We start from the raw sequence: 13,918 nt of genomic DNA on the forward strand, positions 1-13,918 counted from the left end.
CTATTGCGAGGGCGATTGCTCGACTCGAACCAGACGAAGCTCGATGGTCTGGCCGGCCGGCGGCAGATTCATATGCGTGTCGGTGATCCAGAGCAGCTTGCCGTCGGCGCCGAGAATGCGGGCTGACACCGAATAGCGATTGCGCGCTATAATCCGGGCAGGGTCGTAATCGAGCGAGAACGCCAGTGGCACCTGCCGACCCTTTGTCGGGATCGTGACCTGGGCAATCGTCACCGACGGGGCATCCATGAGGCTGACGTCGCTGATGGTGACGACGAGTTGCGCGTCGGCCGGGAGCGCGATTCGTTCACGATAGAGTGCCGTTCCTGACAGGGTGACGGTCTGTTTCGAGGATGGCAGGCTAGGCCCCTTGTCGACGGTGGCGGGATGGCACGCGCTAAGGCCGATGAGCAACGGCAGGAAAAGGTGCGAACTTCTCATCGGGATTTCCTCTCATCAACTGAATGAAGGTCTTGCGTTCACTTCTGTCGAGGGCCGGTCAATCGCAGGCGGCGTTCTCCAGTTCGGCGTTTCGACCGGCGCTCGCGACGACCCTACTCCCGATCTCTCCGCCGCCAACGGACTGGTCGTAGGCATTTTATCGGCGCCGATGCCATTATCGCAAACCTTTTGACTGATAGATAGTCGTCACGCTGGCGATAGGATGTCCGGCATGCGCGCATCTTCCTCACGCGCAGAAAGGGGAGGCGCGGGATGGTAGCGGATCCTTTGTGTTCCGCTCTCGCCAGGCCTCATTGACCTGGTGCGGCGATATCCTGGAACGACCGGTTGCCGATCGGATAGTCCTGCCAGCCGACCAGATCGAAATGCCACCATTCCTGGGCATAGACGGTGAATCCGTCACGCTCCATCGCGGCGCGCAACACTTCGCGTAGCCATCTTTGCTCGTCGCTGCCGCCGACATAGTTGGAATAGGAACGGCTGGAGAACTCGTCATAGCGCCCCGTCGTCACGATCGGCGCACCAGTGGCGAGATCGAACATGGTGAGGTCGACGGCAGCGCCGCGATTGTGACGGGAGCCCTGGCCTGGATCGGCAACGAAGATCCGGTTGGAGGGCGGCGTGGCGTCCCAGAACATCTTGGTGACGTACCATGGGCGATAGGCGTCGTGAATCATCAGGCCAAAGCCCTGCGATGCAAGGGAACGATGAACCCGCCCGATCGCTTCCGCCGCCGGGCGCTGCATGAATGCGCCTGCGCGTTCGTAGATTTTCTGGCCCATGAAGTTGTTGGTGGTGGCGTATCGGATATCGAGGCGAATGCCGGGATCGGTGGCGGTCAGCGCCACAAGATCCGGCATTTTGACCGGACTGGCTTCAGCGGGCGGGCTGGCGGCCCGGGCGGCGGTACGAAGCGCGTCGATGCCTGTATTCATGACCGAATGGACGGCGGCTTCCGCTTCGGCGCCAAAGTCACGTCGCGGAAACCGGATCGCGCCCAGCAACGCCGCAGTCACCTTGCCCGAGGCATCCCGTTCGAAGCGCAAGGATTCCAGCGGATAGAGCCCGAGACGTTCGGGGAAAGCGTAATGGTCGGCTTCCAGTCGCCGCAATGGTGACCAGCCAATCCATTCGATCCGGGCATAGGGCCTGTTGTCGCGCTGGTAGATGCGAAGGATATTGTGGTCCCAGCCATATTCGCCGATCAGGCCGGCCAGTTCGGTGTCAGGCTTTGAGGGACGCTGCCAGTCTGTGCGCACATAGCGCCTGCCTGCCAGTTCGACCGAACTCGCATCCGGGGCGAAGGCAAGCGCATCGCTGAAATACTGGGCATCATCCAGGTAATAACGGTCGCCGTTCTGCCGAACTTCCGCGGCTACTTCCGGACCATCGAGCACAAGACCACCGTCGAAAACGCGAACGTTGACGCTGTCGTCGCCGTTGACGAAACGGCCCGATTTCCGCACGGCGTCGACACCCGATATCCTCCGGGTCTGCAACCATTGCGGCAGTGCCGCCCCATCCCGCGCGGCGAGCAGGCTGCGCAGCGCGAAAGTGCCGATCCGGTCCGCTGTCGGCCCGGCATCGACGGTGCTGAAAACGACCACGCCGATACCGGCATCGGGCATCATCCGAACATCGGCCACATGGCCATAGACGGCGCCCGAATGTCCCACGGTACGCTGGCCGTCGAGCGTCCCCAGTATGAAGCCGAGTCCGAAACGGCGCGCGCCGGGCGGCACCTCAAATTGGGGCCGCCACATCTCCGCCAGGCTTGCGCTCCGCAAAAGCGCGCCATTGTCTCCGGGTAGTGCGCCGGCATTGAGCATCGAGGTGACGAACAGGCCAAGATCACCGACATTGGTGTAGAGATTACCCGCAGCGGACGTCCCCAGATCGAATGCAGGGGCCTGCCAACGGCCACCGTCGAACGACGCCATCTGACCATGGGCGACCGGGACCTTGAGCTCGGTGCGCGCGAAGCTGCTGGCATTCATGCCGAGCGGGGCAAGCACCAGGCTCCGGACGGCATTTTCAAACGGCATGCCGGTAGTGCGCGCGACCACCTCGCCCACGACAGCTAGGCCGGCATTGGAATATTTCGTTATCGTCCCGGGCTTCGCGACCAGGGTCGTGTCGTTGATACTGGCGACTGTGTCCGCCTGCCCCTTGGGGGTGGCATCGAAATAATTCCCGTGGGGCGGCTCGCGGACCAGGCCGCTGCGGTGAGTCATTAACTGTCGCAGGGTGATCGTCGTCCCAAAGGGGTTATGTGGCGAGAATTCGGGTAGATAGCGTGTGACGGGCGCATCGAGATCGACCTTGCCCTGCTCGACCAGCCTCATCACCGCGACATCGGTGAACAACTTGCTGACCGACCCAGCCCGATAGAGGGTGGCCGGGCTTGCCGCTTGGGTGCCTGCCGCATCGGCGGTACCCCAGGCCCCAGACCAAATCACGCCCGACCTGTCGACCAGCGCCACCGCGATCGAGGGGATCGCCTTGTCCTTGAGTTCGGCGCGCGCGGCGGATTCGATATTGCGTGCGGCGGCTGCCACGACGGGCGCGGGTGTCGCCGGGTGACTGGATTGGGCCGTGGCTGGGCTGATGGCCGCGGCGACCGCCACAGATAGGATGAGCAGGGGCCGGATCATTACTTCAGCCGACCAGAAGGAAGTAATCATAGGCCGCGCGGGCGATATCGGCGATCACGCGCTCCTGCACCTCGGTACCCTTGGTGTCTCCCTTGACATAGACGGCGATGGCGAACTTGCTTCCATCGGGCAGCGTGACGAGACCAACGTCGTTGGCGATGCTCATCAGGGTACCGGTCTTGTGCGCGACAACGGTGCCGGCCGGCAGCAACCCCTTGAGGCGCTTGTCGCCGGTGTGGCAGCGCTCCATGATTCCGAGGAGCGCCTTGGTGCTGGCAGCGCTGACCGCCTTGCCCGACTGGATCTTCAGCAACAGGTCAAGCATCGCTTCCGGTGTCGTGCTGTCTCGGGGATCGTCATTGAAGGACTTGTTCGGTTTCCCGCTGGCGTCCTGATCGCGCTTCGATGGATCGGCGGCAAAGGCTGCCTTGATCCGCTCCGCAAAGGTTCCGGGCCCGGGCGGGATATCAAAGGCGCGGTAGATGATATGGGCGGTATCGCCATCGATCTGCTGGCCGGTCACGCCGAGTTTTCGAAGCCAGGCGGTCACGGCGGCCGGGCCGCCGGCCTGCGCAGTGAGCACGTCCGTCGCCGTGTTGTCGCTGCGGGTCAGCATCAATTCAAGCAGGTTGTAGAGCGACAGCGAAACGCCGGGATGCGGCGTCTGCTCGGCGATTCCATCGGAGTCCACGACGATCGCCGGATCAACCGCGATCATCTGGTCGAGCTTCAACTCCCCCTTGTCGATCCGGGAAAAGATGGTTGCAGCCACGGCGATCTTGAACGTGCTGGCGAGCGGAAATGTCGTGCCCGCATTCAATACTGTCCGGCTGTTCCCATCAACGCGCTGCACGGCGACGCCCACCGTGCCGTCGGTCTGCTTCGCCAGCCGCGCGAATTCGTTGGCTAGTCGCGTTCTCGCATCCATTGCCCCCGGGTCCGGTGCGGCGGCTGCGCCATGCGCGAAAAGAGGCGAACCCGCTAGAAGTGCCACGGCGCTTATCGCAGACAGAAGAGGCATTTTTTTCATGGAGACCCTTTTCAATCTGATCGAGGGGAGGGGAGCCACGGACTCTTGCCTCTCACCAGCGGAGTTCATCGATTTTTTTCGGTTTTGTCAACTAATGTCCCGGTTGGGCAATTTTGAGCGGTGAGAGCAATGGTTGAGCCGAAGTTCGATCTGAAAATGGACGCTTTTTCGGGTTTTTAGCTCGTGATGACAGTGATATCGGTATGTGCTAAATAAGAAAATCGAGTGAAAGGAAGAGAATGCGGCCTGCCAGTCTTCGCGAATCTCCGGCCAGTGACCGACAGGCGTTCGCGGAGGACAATCCTGGAGCGGTCCTGCGTGAGATACGCAGAGCCAATGGCTGGACACTTGCCGATGTCAGTCAGCGCACTGGTATGCCAGTCTCCACGCTTTCCAAGGCCGAAACCGGCAAAATGTCGCTCAGCTATGAAAAATTGCTGCGTATCAGCCGCGGTCTCGAGATCGATATAACCAGACTCTTTTCGACCGCGGCGCCGGCCCCCGTCAGTCGAAGCGCCGTTACGGGGCGTCGCAGCATCACGCCGTCAGGCGAGGGGCCTTCGATCCGCACCGCAACGTATAATTACGTCTATCCGTCGGCGGATCTGCTTCACAAGACGCTGAATCCGATGATCATCGATATTCAGGTGCGATCAATCGCGGATTTTGGTGATCTGATGCGCCACCCGGGCGAGGAATATGCCCTGGTTCTTGAAGGGCAATGTGAATTTTATTGTGATCTTTATGCGCCGTCTCTTCTCAAGACGGGGGATTCCATTTATTTCGACGGGACGATGGGGCATGGATACGTGGCGGTAGGTGAGGGGCCTTGCCGTATTCTGTCCATATGCTCGGCCAACGATGCGGATTTGAAATCTGCCCTGACGCCGATCGACGGCCGTGATGTTTCCAATCTTTGAAAATTTTCTAATATTGAAAAAATAATCCTGTCGTGCCAATCATCGCTGATGGTACGGGGGTGATGATGGGCATATCGAAGCAAAACGCCGCCAAGGCGCCGATCGACTGGTGCTTCAAGGGGTGGCCGGCCAATGCGCCTGCCTGTACGCCGGACACGCTGGCGGATCTCGGCTGGTCCATCCTGAACGAGGATGTCATGCTGCCCGTCGCGGTGCTGAGTGAGAGCGCCATGCGTCATAACAGCACCTGGATGCGCCGTTTCACCGAACTGGCGGACGTCAAGCTTGCGCCGCATGGCAAGACGACGATGAGTCCCGAGCTGTTCGACCTCCAGTTCGCGGATGGTGCATGGGGCATGACGGCGGCGACGGTGGCGCAGGTTCGCGTCTATCGTGCGCATGGGATCAGTCGCATCATCCTGGCCAATCAACTTGTGGGGCGTCAGCCGACTGATTATGTGCTGGGCGAACTGCGCGACGATCCGGATTTCGATTTCTACTGCTTGGTGGATTCGGTGGCGGCGATCGAGCAACTCGAGCGGCGGATGTCCGCCTATCCGCTGGCCCCCAAGATCCAGGTGTTGCTGGAACTGGGGCTCGATGGTGGGCGGGGTGGCGTCCGGGACGATGAGGAAGCCATGGCGATCGCCTCGCGCGCGTCAGTGTCTCATCATCTGTCATTGCGGGGTATTGAGGCGTTCGAGGGCATCCTTCAGGGCGGAGGCCCGGAGGGGGAGGCCAGGATGTGCGGCCTCCTGCAGCGCATGGTCGATATCGCCGAGCGGTGCAGAAGGAACGGGCTGTTCTCGGGGCGGCCGATATTGTCGGCGGGGGGCTCGTCTTTCTTCGATGTGGCGGCGGCTGTTCTGCACCAGGCGGGCGAGCGTGCGCCCTATGAGGTGATCCTGCGCAGCGGATGTTATCTGGTCCATGACAGCAGCTTCTATGCTGAACTGGTGGAGCGACTGATCGCGCGATCTCCCAAGGCGGCAAGCCTGGGGGAGGGTTTGCGGCCGGCGCTTGAAGTTTGGGCCTATGTGCAGTCCCGCCCCGAACCGACCCGTGCGATCATCGGGCTCGGCAAGCGGGACACTTCGGCCGATGTGCGCGACCCGACTCCGGTGCGTTGGGCCCGGCCGGGCGAAGGAAAGCCTCTCCCGCTTGGCGCGGGGCACAGGACCGTGCGGCTCGACGACCACCATGCCTATGTCGATGTTCCGGAAGATTCTCCTTTGCAGGTGGGGGACATGGTCGCCTTCGGGGTGTCGCATCCCTGCACCACCTTCGATCGCTGGCCTGCATTGTTTGTGGTCGACGATGCTTTGACCGTCACGGGAGCCGTAAGGACATTTTTCTAGGGCAGGTTTGGTATCGTTGATGTGGGAGGCTCGTCTGGAGCTGCTTGCTCAAGGGTGCCGCCATTTTAATTGACAAATCCCCGAGCGGGATGATTATATCTAAAATCGATAATAATTTCGATATAAGAAAAACTTTCAAGCGCGTTCGCCCCTGGCCTGCGCGTCGAACCGGCAGGGATGGGGACGGGATGCGGTCTTTACGTTCGTTCAAGCTGATTGCCGCTGGCGTACTCGCGATGCTCGTTGCGCCGGCCACGGCCCAGCAGGCAAGGCCGCAGGCGGCTTCGTCGCCCCGGCCGGTTGCGGATGCGCGGGCTGCCCTTCCCGGGCCGCAACTGACCAAGGCCGATGTGGATGCATGGCTGGACGGCTACATGCCTTATGCGCTCAAGCGGGGCGATGCTGCCGGCGCGGTCGTGGTCGTGGTCAAGGACGGCGCAATATTGACCCAGCGCGGTTTCGGTTATGCCGATATCGACGCGCGCAAACCCGTCGATCCGGAAAGCACGCTCTTTCGACAGGCGTCCGTGTCCAAGCTCTTCACCTGGACCGCGGTCATGCAGATGGTCGAGCAGGGGAAGATCGATCTCGACCGGGACGTGAACGCCTATCTCGATTTCAAGATTCCGCTCCGTGATGGAAAACCGATCACGATGCGCAATCTGATGACGCACACCTCTGGTTTCGATGAAGTCCAGCGCGGCATTTACAGCAACGATTCCAGAAATATTCCGCCGCTCGGCGCCTTTTTGAAACAATCGCTGCCACGCCGGATCTTTGCGCCGGGTACCACGCCGGCTTACTCCAATTATGCGACAGCCCTGGCCGGCTATATCGTGGAGCGTGTCTCGGGCGTGCCGTACGACGATTATATCGAACGGCATATTTTCGCGCCGGCCGGCATGAGGTGGTCGACGTTCCGCCAGCCTCTGCCACCCCGGCTCCAGGCGCTGATGGCGAAGGGATATACCCTCGGGTCAGGCAAACCGAACAAGTTCGAAATGAACCATCTTGTCCCGGCGGCCGGCCTGACATCCTCGGGCGCCGATATGGGGCGTTTCATGATCGCTCATCTCGACAATGGCGGCGCGCTGCTCAAGCCTGCAACCGCGCTACAGATGCATACGAGCATGCTGACCGTCATACCGCCGCTCAACCGCATGGCGCTGGGTTTCTACGAACAGAACGTCAACGGCCGCGAGGTATTGTCTCACGCGGGCGATACCGTGGTCTTCCACAGCCAGCTCTGGCTTTTTCCGAATGAAAAAGTCGGCATCTACATGTCGATGAACGCTGCTGGCACGCAGGGCGTGTCGGGGGTCATTCGTAGTCAGCTGCTCGACTCATTCGCCGATCGCTATTTCCCGGCCGAACAGCATGACGCGACGGTCGATGCGGCGACCGCCCGGGAGCATGCGCGCCTGATGGCCGGCACTTATGTCAAATCCCGGCGACTGGAATCGAGTTTCCTGAAGGTTATGGAGCTTGCCGGCGGACAGGTGAAGGTCGGGGTCGACGGCAAGGGCGCGCTTCGTCCGCAGGCTTTCCCCGGCCTGGGTGGGCAGGCGCGCAAATGGGTCGAGATCGCGCCGTTCGTATGGCGGGATCAGGATAGCAAGATGCGTCTCGCCGCCAGGGTGGAGAACGGCAAGGTCACGCGTTTCAGCCTGGACGCGACTCCTTTCATGCTGTTCGAACCCGTGGCTTGGTATCTGTCCAGTGCCTGGCTGACTCCTGCCCTATTGCTCAGTCTGGGAGCGCTGTTGCTCACGGCCCTCTCCTGGCCGGTCTCCGCGCTTGTCCGTCGCCACTATGGGGCCAAGCTGGCGCTCACGAGAACCGAACTGAAAAGCTATCGTCTGACACGCGGCTTCGCTGCTCTTGCGGTTGCGGTCATGCTGGCGTGGCCTGTGTTCATCACCATCCTGCTGTCCGATTTCTCGTTCCTGGGCGGGCAGCTCGATTGGGCATTGATCCTGCTCCAGCTTCTTACACCGATCGCCTTTCTTGGCCTGGCTTTCCTGACAGTCTGGAATCTCTGGCTGGTCTGGAAGGGCAAGCGCGGACGGTTCTCGAAGGTCTGGAGCGTGGTTCTGCTGCTCTCGTCAATCATCCTCCTATGGGTTGCCGTCGGGTTCCACCTTATCGGTTTTGGTACCAGTTTCTGATCGTCGAAAGAGGCGGTGCCCGATGTGCAGTTCGGGCGCCGCTCTTCTTCGTGACGGTGGCGAGAGCCTCAGCGCAGCGAGGCGGGCAGGGTTCGGTGAGTTTTGCGCCGCCGCATGAGGATCGTCGGATGAGAAAATTTCGATTCTATTTGCAATTATCCTAATTGGAAAATACGATCCTGATCGGGATAGAGGTGCTGGAGCGGGAGGGGCAATGCGATTATTTCCACGAACTTTCCCCCGCCACATGATTGACCGTCCAGCGGCGGTTGAATCCACCACTTGTCCGACAGGCAGGGGCGCGCCTCGCCACATCGCCGGGCAGGGTCCTGCTTTTCTCGCACGTGTCGGACGATCCTCCGATCACGATTCAGCAATCGACAAGCCCGATTTCATCGGGCGGCCCGGGCTCGGCCACGTGCCGCGGGCGGACCGTCGATCTTCTCTTTTGATTTGCAAGGTATGAATGGTGGGTACCAACACATCCTTTGATGCGGGCACGATTAGTCTGAGCCTGCCCCAGCCCTATCTGTTGTTCCTCGGGGACACGACCCAGGCCGGATTCGCCAAGACCGCCTTTGGTCTGCGGGACTGGGCGCCCGACAAATGCACGGGCGAATATGCATTGCCCACCGCAACCGTCAGCACCGGGTTGCCGGTATTGACCCCTGCGGAAGCCCATGCCCGGGGTGCGCGATCGATGCTGATCGGTGTCGCCAACAGCGGCGGCGTCATCCCCGCGAGCTGGATTCCGGCTCTGGTCGAGGCGCTTGAGGCTGGCCTGGACATCGTCAGCGGCATGCACGTCCGCCTGGCGAGCCTGCCTGAGCTGGCCGTTCTGGCTGAACGGCTTGGACGGCAGCTCATCGACGTCAGGCATCCGCCGCTTGGCCTGACCGTGGGCACCGGGCGGAAACGAACGGGCAAGCGGCTGCTGACCGTCGGAACCGATTGTGCGCTGGGCAAGAAATATACCGCGCTCGCGGTGTCGCGGGCCTTTGCCGGCCGTGGGCTCGACGTGCATTTCCGCGCCAGCGGGCAGACGGGGATCATGATCGCGGGCGGCGGGCTTCCCATGGATGCTGTCGTTTCCGATTTCGAGGCCGGCGCTGCCGAGATGCTCAGCCCGGATGCTGCGCCCGAGCATTGGGACGTGATCGAAGGGCAGGGCTCGCTCTTCCATCCGGCCTATGCGGCGGTGTCGCTCGGCCTTCTCCACGGCAGCCAGCCCGATGTCCTCATCGTCTGTCATGAGCCGGGCCGGACTCAGATGCTGGGTACTCCAGGCTATGCGTTGCCGAGCCTCGAGGAGACGATCGATATCAACCTGCGTCTCGGGGCCCGGACCAATCCGGCGATCCGGTGTGCGGGCATTTCGTTCAACACGGCGCATCTCGGCCAGGAAGAGGCGATCGCGGTAATGGCCGAGGAGAGCCGGAAGCTGGGTCTTCCGGTTGCCGATCCCATTCGCGGCGGCGATCAGTTCGCCCGCCTGGTCGACAACTGCCTCGCATGACCGGCACGGCTGCCATGACGGGAAAGGGTGGATCCTCCTGGTTTCAGCGTTTCCTGTTGCCAGGCTTCGCCTTCAAGGCGGTGGTGATCGGCGGCGGCTATGCCACCGGACGAGAGCTTGCCGAATTCTTCCTGCCGAGTGGGCCTTGGGGCGGCCTGGCCGCCATGCTGCTGGCGATGGTGTTGTGGAGTGTCATCTGCGCGGTGACCTTCGCATTCGCCCATGCAGTGGGGGCTTTCGATTATCGCAGCTTCTTCGAGGAGTTGCTGGGGCCTGGCTGGATCGCATTCGAGATCGGCTACATCCTCTTCGTTACCCTCATCCTAGCCGTATTCGGTGCGGCCGCGGGCGCGATCGGAAGCGCGATGTTCGGCTGGCCACCGCTTGCCGGCACCTTGTGCCTGGCCGCGGCGATCGCGCTGTTCGCCACCTATGGCAACAGTTCGGTGGAGCGGCTTTTCAAATATGTCTCGTTCCTGCTGTACGGCGTCTACGCCTTGTTTCTGGTGTTGGCGCTGAGTGATTTCGGCGACCTGATCGCGGCGAATTTCAGCATTTGGGCACCGAGCGACGGCTGGGCTTTGGGCGGGCTGACCTATGCCAGCTATAACGTCGTCGGGGCAGTGGCGATCCTGCCGGTGGTGCGCCACATGACCAGCCGGCGCGATGCGGTGGTGTCGGGGATGATCGCGGGGCCTCTCGCCATGGCGCCGGCACTTCTCTTCTTCGTCTGCATGATCGCCTTTTATCCCGGCATCGTCCACGAGACGCTGCCTTCCGACTTCATGCTGCAGCGTCTCCAGCTGCCGTTCTTCCATGTGCTCTTCCAGTTCATGATCTTCGCCGCACTACTGGAAAGCGGGACCGGCTCGGTGCATGCCATCAACGAGCGTATCGATGCGGCGCTGCGCGCGCGCTGGAACAGGTCGCTCAGTAACCGGGCGCGGGGCATCATCGCCGGCACGCTGCTGATCGGGTGCATGTTCCTTGCTGATCGCTTCGGCCTCGTGGCCCTGATCGCCAGTGGCTACCGCGCGCTGGCCTATGTCTTCCTCGCGATCTTCGTCTTGCCGGTGCTCACCATCGGTGTCCTTCGACTGATGTCGCGCAACCCAGGCCGAAAGAAACAGGCGTCCGAAAGCGTCGCCAAGGGGATATCATCATGACATCGACCAGATCGTTCCGCTGCGCCGCGTTGTTCATGGCATCGGCGATGTTCGTCGTCGCGCCCGTCATGGCGGCGGCGCCCGAAGGGTTCAACGCGCGGGTAGAGTCCCTGCGCAAGCAGGCCGGTGTGCCGGGCATGTCAGTGGCCATCGTCGAACAGGGCAAGGTCACGCTTGCCGAAGGCTTTGGCGTTCGCAAGCTTGGCGGCAGCGACAAGGTGGATGCGGATACCATCTTCCCCACCGGCTCGACCGGCAAGGCGTTTACGGTCGCTGCGCTGGCCGTGCTGGTCGATCAGGGCAAGATCAAATGGGACGACAAGGTGACGGATCACCTGCCCGGCTTCCAGATGTACGACCCCTGGGTAACACGCGAGATGACCATCCGCGACCTGCTGGTCCATCGCAGTGGACTCGGATTGGGGGCGGGCGACCTGCTGTTCGTGCCACGCTCCAATCTCAGCCGGGCCGAGAGCGTGAAGCGGTTGCGCTACATCAAGCCGGCAACCAGTTTCCGCAGCGGCTACGCCTATGACAATGTGCTGTACATGGTGGCGGGCCAGCTCATCGAGGCCGTCAGCGGCCAGACATGGGAGGCATTTACCCACGAGCATGTCCTGAAGGCCGCTGGCATGAAGGAATCGACCAGCGATGGCGAAGCGCGCTTCGCGACCGCCAATCGCGCTTTCCCCCATGCTCGGATGAACGGTGGACTTCGGGGCGCCGGCGACCAGGAACAGCTCGACGAGCATGACGAACTGGGCCGCAATGCCGCGCCCGCCGGCGGGATGGCGATCAGCGCGAGCGACATGGCGCGCTGGCTGCAGATCCAGCTTGCCCATGGCAAGCTGCCGGAGGGCAATGGCCGCCTGTTCAGTGAGGCATCATCGCGCGAGATGTGGAACCCCGTGGTGGTGATGCCGATCCGCCAGCTCCCCGAGCCGCTCAAGGCAGCGCAATCGCAGTTCGACGCCTATGCGCTCGGTTGGAACGTGCGCGACTATCAGGGGACGAAGCTCGTCATGCATGGCGGCGCGGTGTTCGGTTTCCTCACCATGGTCGTGCTGATTCCGGAAAAGCAGGTGGGCTTTTCCATCGTCATCAACTCCGAGGACCGCGAGCTCGTCAACGGCCTCGCCTATGAGCTGGTCGATCACTATCTGGGCAGGCCGAACGCGCACTGGCCTGAAAAATGGTCGGCCTTCAACAAGCAGCAGGTCTCCGACGCGCAGAAGGCACTGAAGGCGGTCCAGGCGACGCCAGCGAAGATCGGCCCCTCCCTTTCGCTGGAGCGATACGCTGGGACCTATGCTGACGCCTGGTACGGCAACATTGCCGTGGGCGGGGGCAAGGACAAGCTGACGATCGATTTCACATCGACCCCGCGGATGTCGGGCACGCTTGAACATTGGCAATATGACACCTTCGTCACCCGCTTCGACGACAAGGCGATCGAGCCGGCCTATGTGACCTTCGGTCTCGACGCCGATGGCAAGGTGGATCGCGTGACGATGCGTCCGGTCTCTCCGATCGCCGATTTCAGCTATGATTATCAGGACCTTCTGTTCACGCCTGCAAGGAAAGAGAAATGAGCAAGGGCTCCTGGTGGCCGCGCACGAGGCGCTGGCTGAAACGTATAGTGCTGGGCCTTCTCGCCCTGTTGCTGCTCGTGATCGTCGTTGGCGTGGTCTATGAAATTCTGGGCCGGTGGAATGCGGAGAAGGCATATCCGCCGCGCGGGCAGATGGTCGATATCGGCGGACGGCGCATCCATATCGATTGTCGCGGAACGGGATCGCCGACCGTCATTCTCGAGGCCGGGCTTGGCACGGGCGGGACGATCGACTGGAGCCTGGTCCATGACAAGATTGCCCAGTTCACGCGCACCTGCGCCTATGACCGGGCCGGTATCATGTGGAGCGATCCCAAGGACACGCCACAGGATGCGGCCGCCGTCGTGGAGGACCTCCACGCCACGCTGAAGGGCGCCGGGATAACCGATCCGCTGGTGCTGGTCGGGCATTCGATCGGCGGCCCGTACACGACGACCTATGTCGGCAAATATGGCGATCAGGTTGCCGGAATGGTCATGGTCGACCCTTCCCATCCGGATCAGGTCGCGCGGCTTGGGAAAGTGGTGAAGGGCAATGTCGATCCGATGCAATCGCTGGGACTGATGAAGACCATTTCGGCCTTGTCCTGGACGGGGGCTGTGCGGTTCGGATTCAGCATGGCCAACACAAAGGTCACGAAAGTCCCGAGCAAGGAGATGGCCAAGGCGTCCGCTTATGCCAGCACATCAGTCAATGGGGCGATTTCCGAACTCGAGGGGTTCAATCGTACGATGGCCCAGGCACGGACTGTCCATAGTTTTGGGAACCGCCCGGTGATCGTGCTGACCGCCATGGCACCTCTGACCCCCGACCAGCTGAAGAGCCTGGGCGTACCTCCGCAGCAAGGCGTGCTCTTCAAGCAGACATGGCGGGCTCTCCATCAGGAACAGGCGCGAATGTCGACGCGAGGGCGCGAACAGAGCGTGTTCGACGCGACCCATTACATCCAGGTCGATCGGCCCGATGTCGTGATCGCTGCGGTCAAGGAAGTGGTCGATACGGTCCGCGCGGACGGCAAGACTAGCAAGTAG

At 61.9% G+C, this 13,918-nt stretch carries 10 protein-coding genes; 7 read left to right on the forward strand and 3 right to left on the reverse strand.

The genetic code is table 11. The annotated features are described in order from the left end of the window. From NDN01_RS05820 to bla, 3 genes are all read right to left on the reverse strand, one after another. The gene (locus tag NDN01_RS05820) at nucleotides 1-441 is read right to left on the reverse strand and encodes a YbaY family lipoprotein (protein ID WP_272626425.1); all 441 of its coding nucleotides are present in this window, start codon (nucleotides 439-441) and stop codon (nucleotides 1-3) included. Between the two features lie 311 nt (nucleotides 442-752). Continuing rightward, nucleotides 753-3,020, reverse strand: coding sequence for a serine hydrolase (locus tag NDN01_RS05825; RefSeq protein ID WP_272626426.1), 2,268 nt, complete (start codon nucleotides 3,018-3,020; stop codon nucleotides 753-755). A 100-nt stretch (nucleotides 3,021-3,120) separates the two neighbouring features. Further along, nucleotides 3,121-4,215 (reverse strand): class A beta-lactamase, encoded by a 1,095-nt coding sequence (gene bla / locus NDN01_RS05830; protein ID WP_272626427.1) that lies wholly within the window; start codon nucleotides 4,213-4,215, stop codon nucleotides 3,121-3,123. A gap of 170 nt (nucleotides 4,216-4,385) precedes the next feature. On the opposite strand from bla, the gene NDN01_RS05835 reads away from it, so the two are divergent. The 7 genes from NDN01_RS05835 to NDN01_RS05865 all read left to right on the forward strand — a co-directional run bounded on the left by NDN01_RS05835 (nucleotide 4,386) and on the right by NDN01_RS05865 (nucleotide 13,918). Further along, entirely contained in the window at nucleotides 4,386-5,066 is a 681-nt protein-coding gene (locus tag NDN01_RS05835) for a helix-turn-helix domain-containing protein (protein ID WP_272626428.1), read from the forward strand. A gap of 32 nt (nucleotides 5,067-5,098) precedes the next feature. Next, the gene (locus NDN01_RS05840) at nucleotides 5,099-6,424 is read left to right on the forward strand and encodes an amino acid deaminase (RefSeq protein WP_272626429.1); all 1,326 of its coding nucleotides are present in this window, start codon (nucleotides 5,099-5,101) and stop codon (nucleotides 6,422-6,424) included. A gap of 188 nt (nucleotides 6,425-6,612) precedes the next feature. Beyond that, entirely contained in the window at nucleotides 6,613-8,592 is a 1,980-nt protein-coding gene (locus NDN01_RS05845; RefSeq protein ID WP_272626430.1) for a serine hydrolase domain-containing protein, read from the forward strand. Between the two features lie 466 nt (nucleotides 8,593-9,058). Further along, on the forward strand, nucleotides 9,059-10,108 hold the full coding sequence (locus tag NDN01_RS05850; protein WP_272626431.1) for a DUF1611 domain-containing protein: 1,050 nt from the start codon (nucleotides 9,059-9,061) through the stop codon (nucleotides 10,106-10,108). Beyond that, the gene (locus tag NDN01_RS05855) at nucleotides 10,105-11,274 is read left to right on the forward strand and encodes a YkvI family membrane protein (RefSeq protein WP_272626432.1); all 1,170 of its coding nucleotides are present in this window, start codon (nucleotides 10,105-10,107) and stop codon (nucleotides 11,272-11,274) included. The genes NDN01_RS05850 and NDN01_RS05855 overlap by 4 nt, the downstream gene beginning before the upstream one ends. Then, nucleotides 11,271-12,866, forward strand: coding sequence for a serine hydrolase (locus tag NDN01_RS05860; RefSeq protein WP_272626433.1), 1,596 nt, complete (start codon nucleotides 11,271-11,273; stop codon nucleotides 12,864-12,866). Before NDN01_RS05855 ends, NDN01_RS05860 begins: the two co-directional genes overlap by 4 nt. Beyond that, the gene (locus tag NDN01_RS05865; protein WP_272626434.1) at nucleotides 12,863-13,918 is read left to right on the forward strand and encodes an alpha/beta fold hydrolase; all 1,056 of its coding nucleotides are present in this window, start codon (nucleotides 12,863-12,865) and stop codon (nucleotides 13,916-13,918) included. Before NDN01_RS05860 ends, NDN01_RS05865 begins: the two co-directional genes overlap by 4 nt.

Origin of the sequence: Sphingomonas sp. QA11 (assembly GCF_028473665.1) — a bacterium.
Lineage (GTDB): Bacteria > Pseudomonadota > Alphaproteobacteria > Sphingomonadales > Sphingomonadaceae > Sphingomonas > Sphingomonas phytovorans.

What these genes read in the sequence shown, in the direction of transcription:
- NDN01_RS05820 (WP_272626425.1), bottom strand. Translation starts at nt 441, where the DNA reads ATGAGAAGTTCGCACCTTTTCCTGCCGTTGCTCATCGGCCTTAGCGCG.
- bla (WP_272626427.1), bottom strand. Translation starts at nt 4,215, where the DNA reads ATGAACTCCGCTGGTGAGAGGCAAGAGTCCGTGGCTCCCCTCCCCTCG.
- NDN01_RS05835 (WP_272626428.1), top strand. Translation starts at nt 4,386, where the DNA reads ATGCGGCCTGCCAGTCTTCGCGAATCTCCGGCCAGTGACCGACAGGCG.
- NDN01_RS05845 (WP_272626430.1), top strand. Translation starts at nt 6,613, where the DNA reads ATGCGGTCTTTACGTTCGTTCAAGCTGATTGCCGCTGGCGTACTCGCG.
- NDN01_RS05850 (WP_272626431.1), top strand. Translation starts at nt 9,059, where the DNA reads ATGGTGGGTACCAACACATCCTTTGATGCGGGCACGATTAGTCTGAGC.
- NDN01_RS05855 (WP_272626432.1), top strand. Translation starts at nt 10,105, where the DNA reads ATGACCGGCACGGCTGCCATGACGGGAAAGGGTGGATCCTCCTGGTTT.
- NDN01_RS05860 (WP_272626433.1), top strand. Translation starts at nt 11,271, where the DNA reads ATGACATCGACCAGATCGTTCCGCTGCGCCGCGTTGTTCATGGCATCG.
- NDN01_RS05865 (WP_272626434.1), top strand. Translation starts at nt 12,863, where the DNA reads ATGAGCAAGGGCTCCTGGTGGCCGCGCACGAGGCGCTGGCTGAAACGT.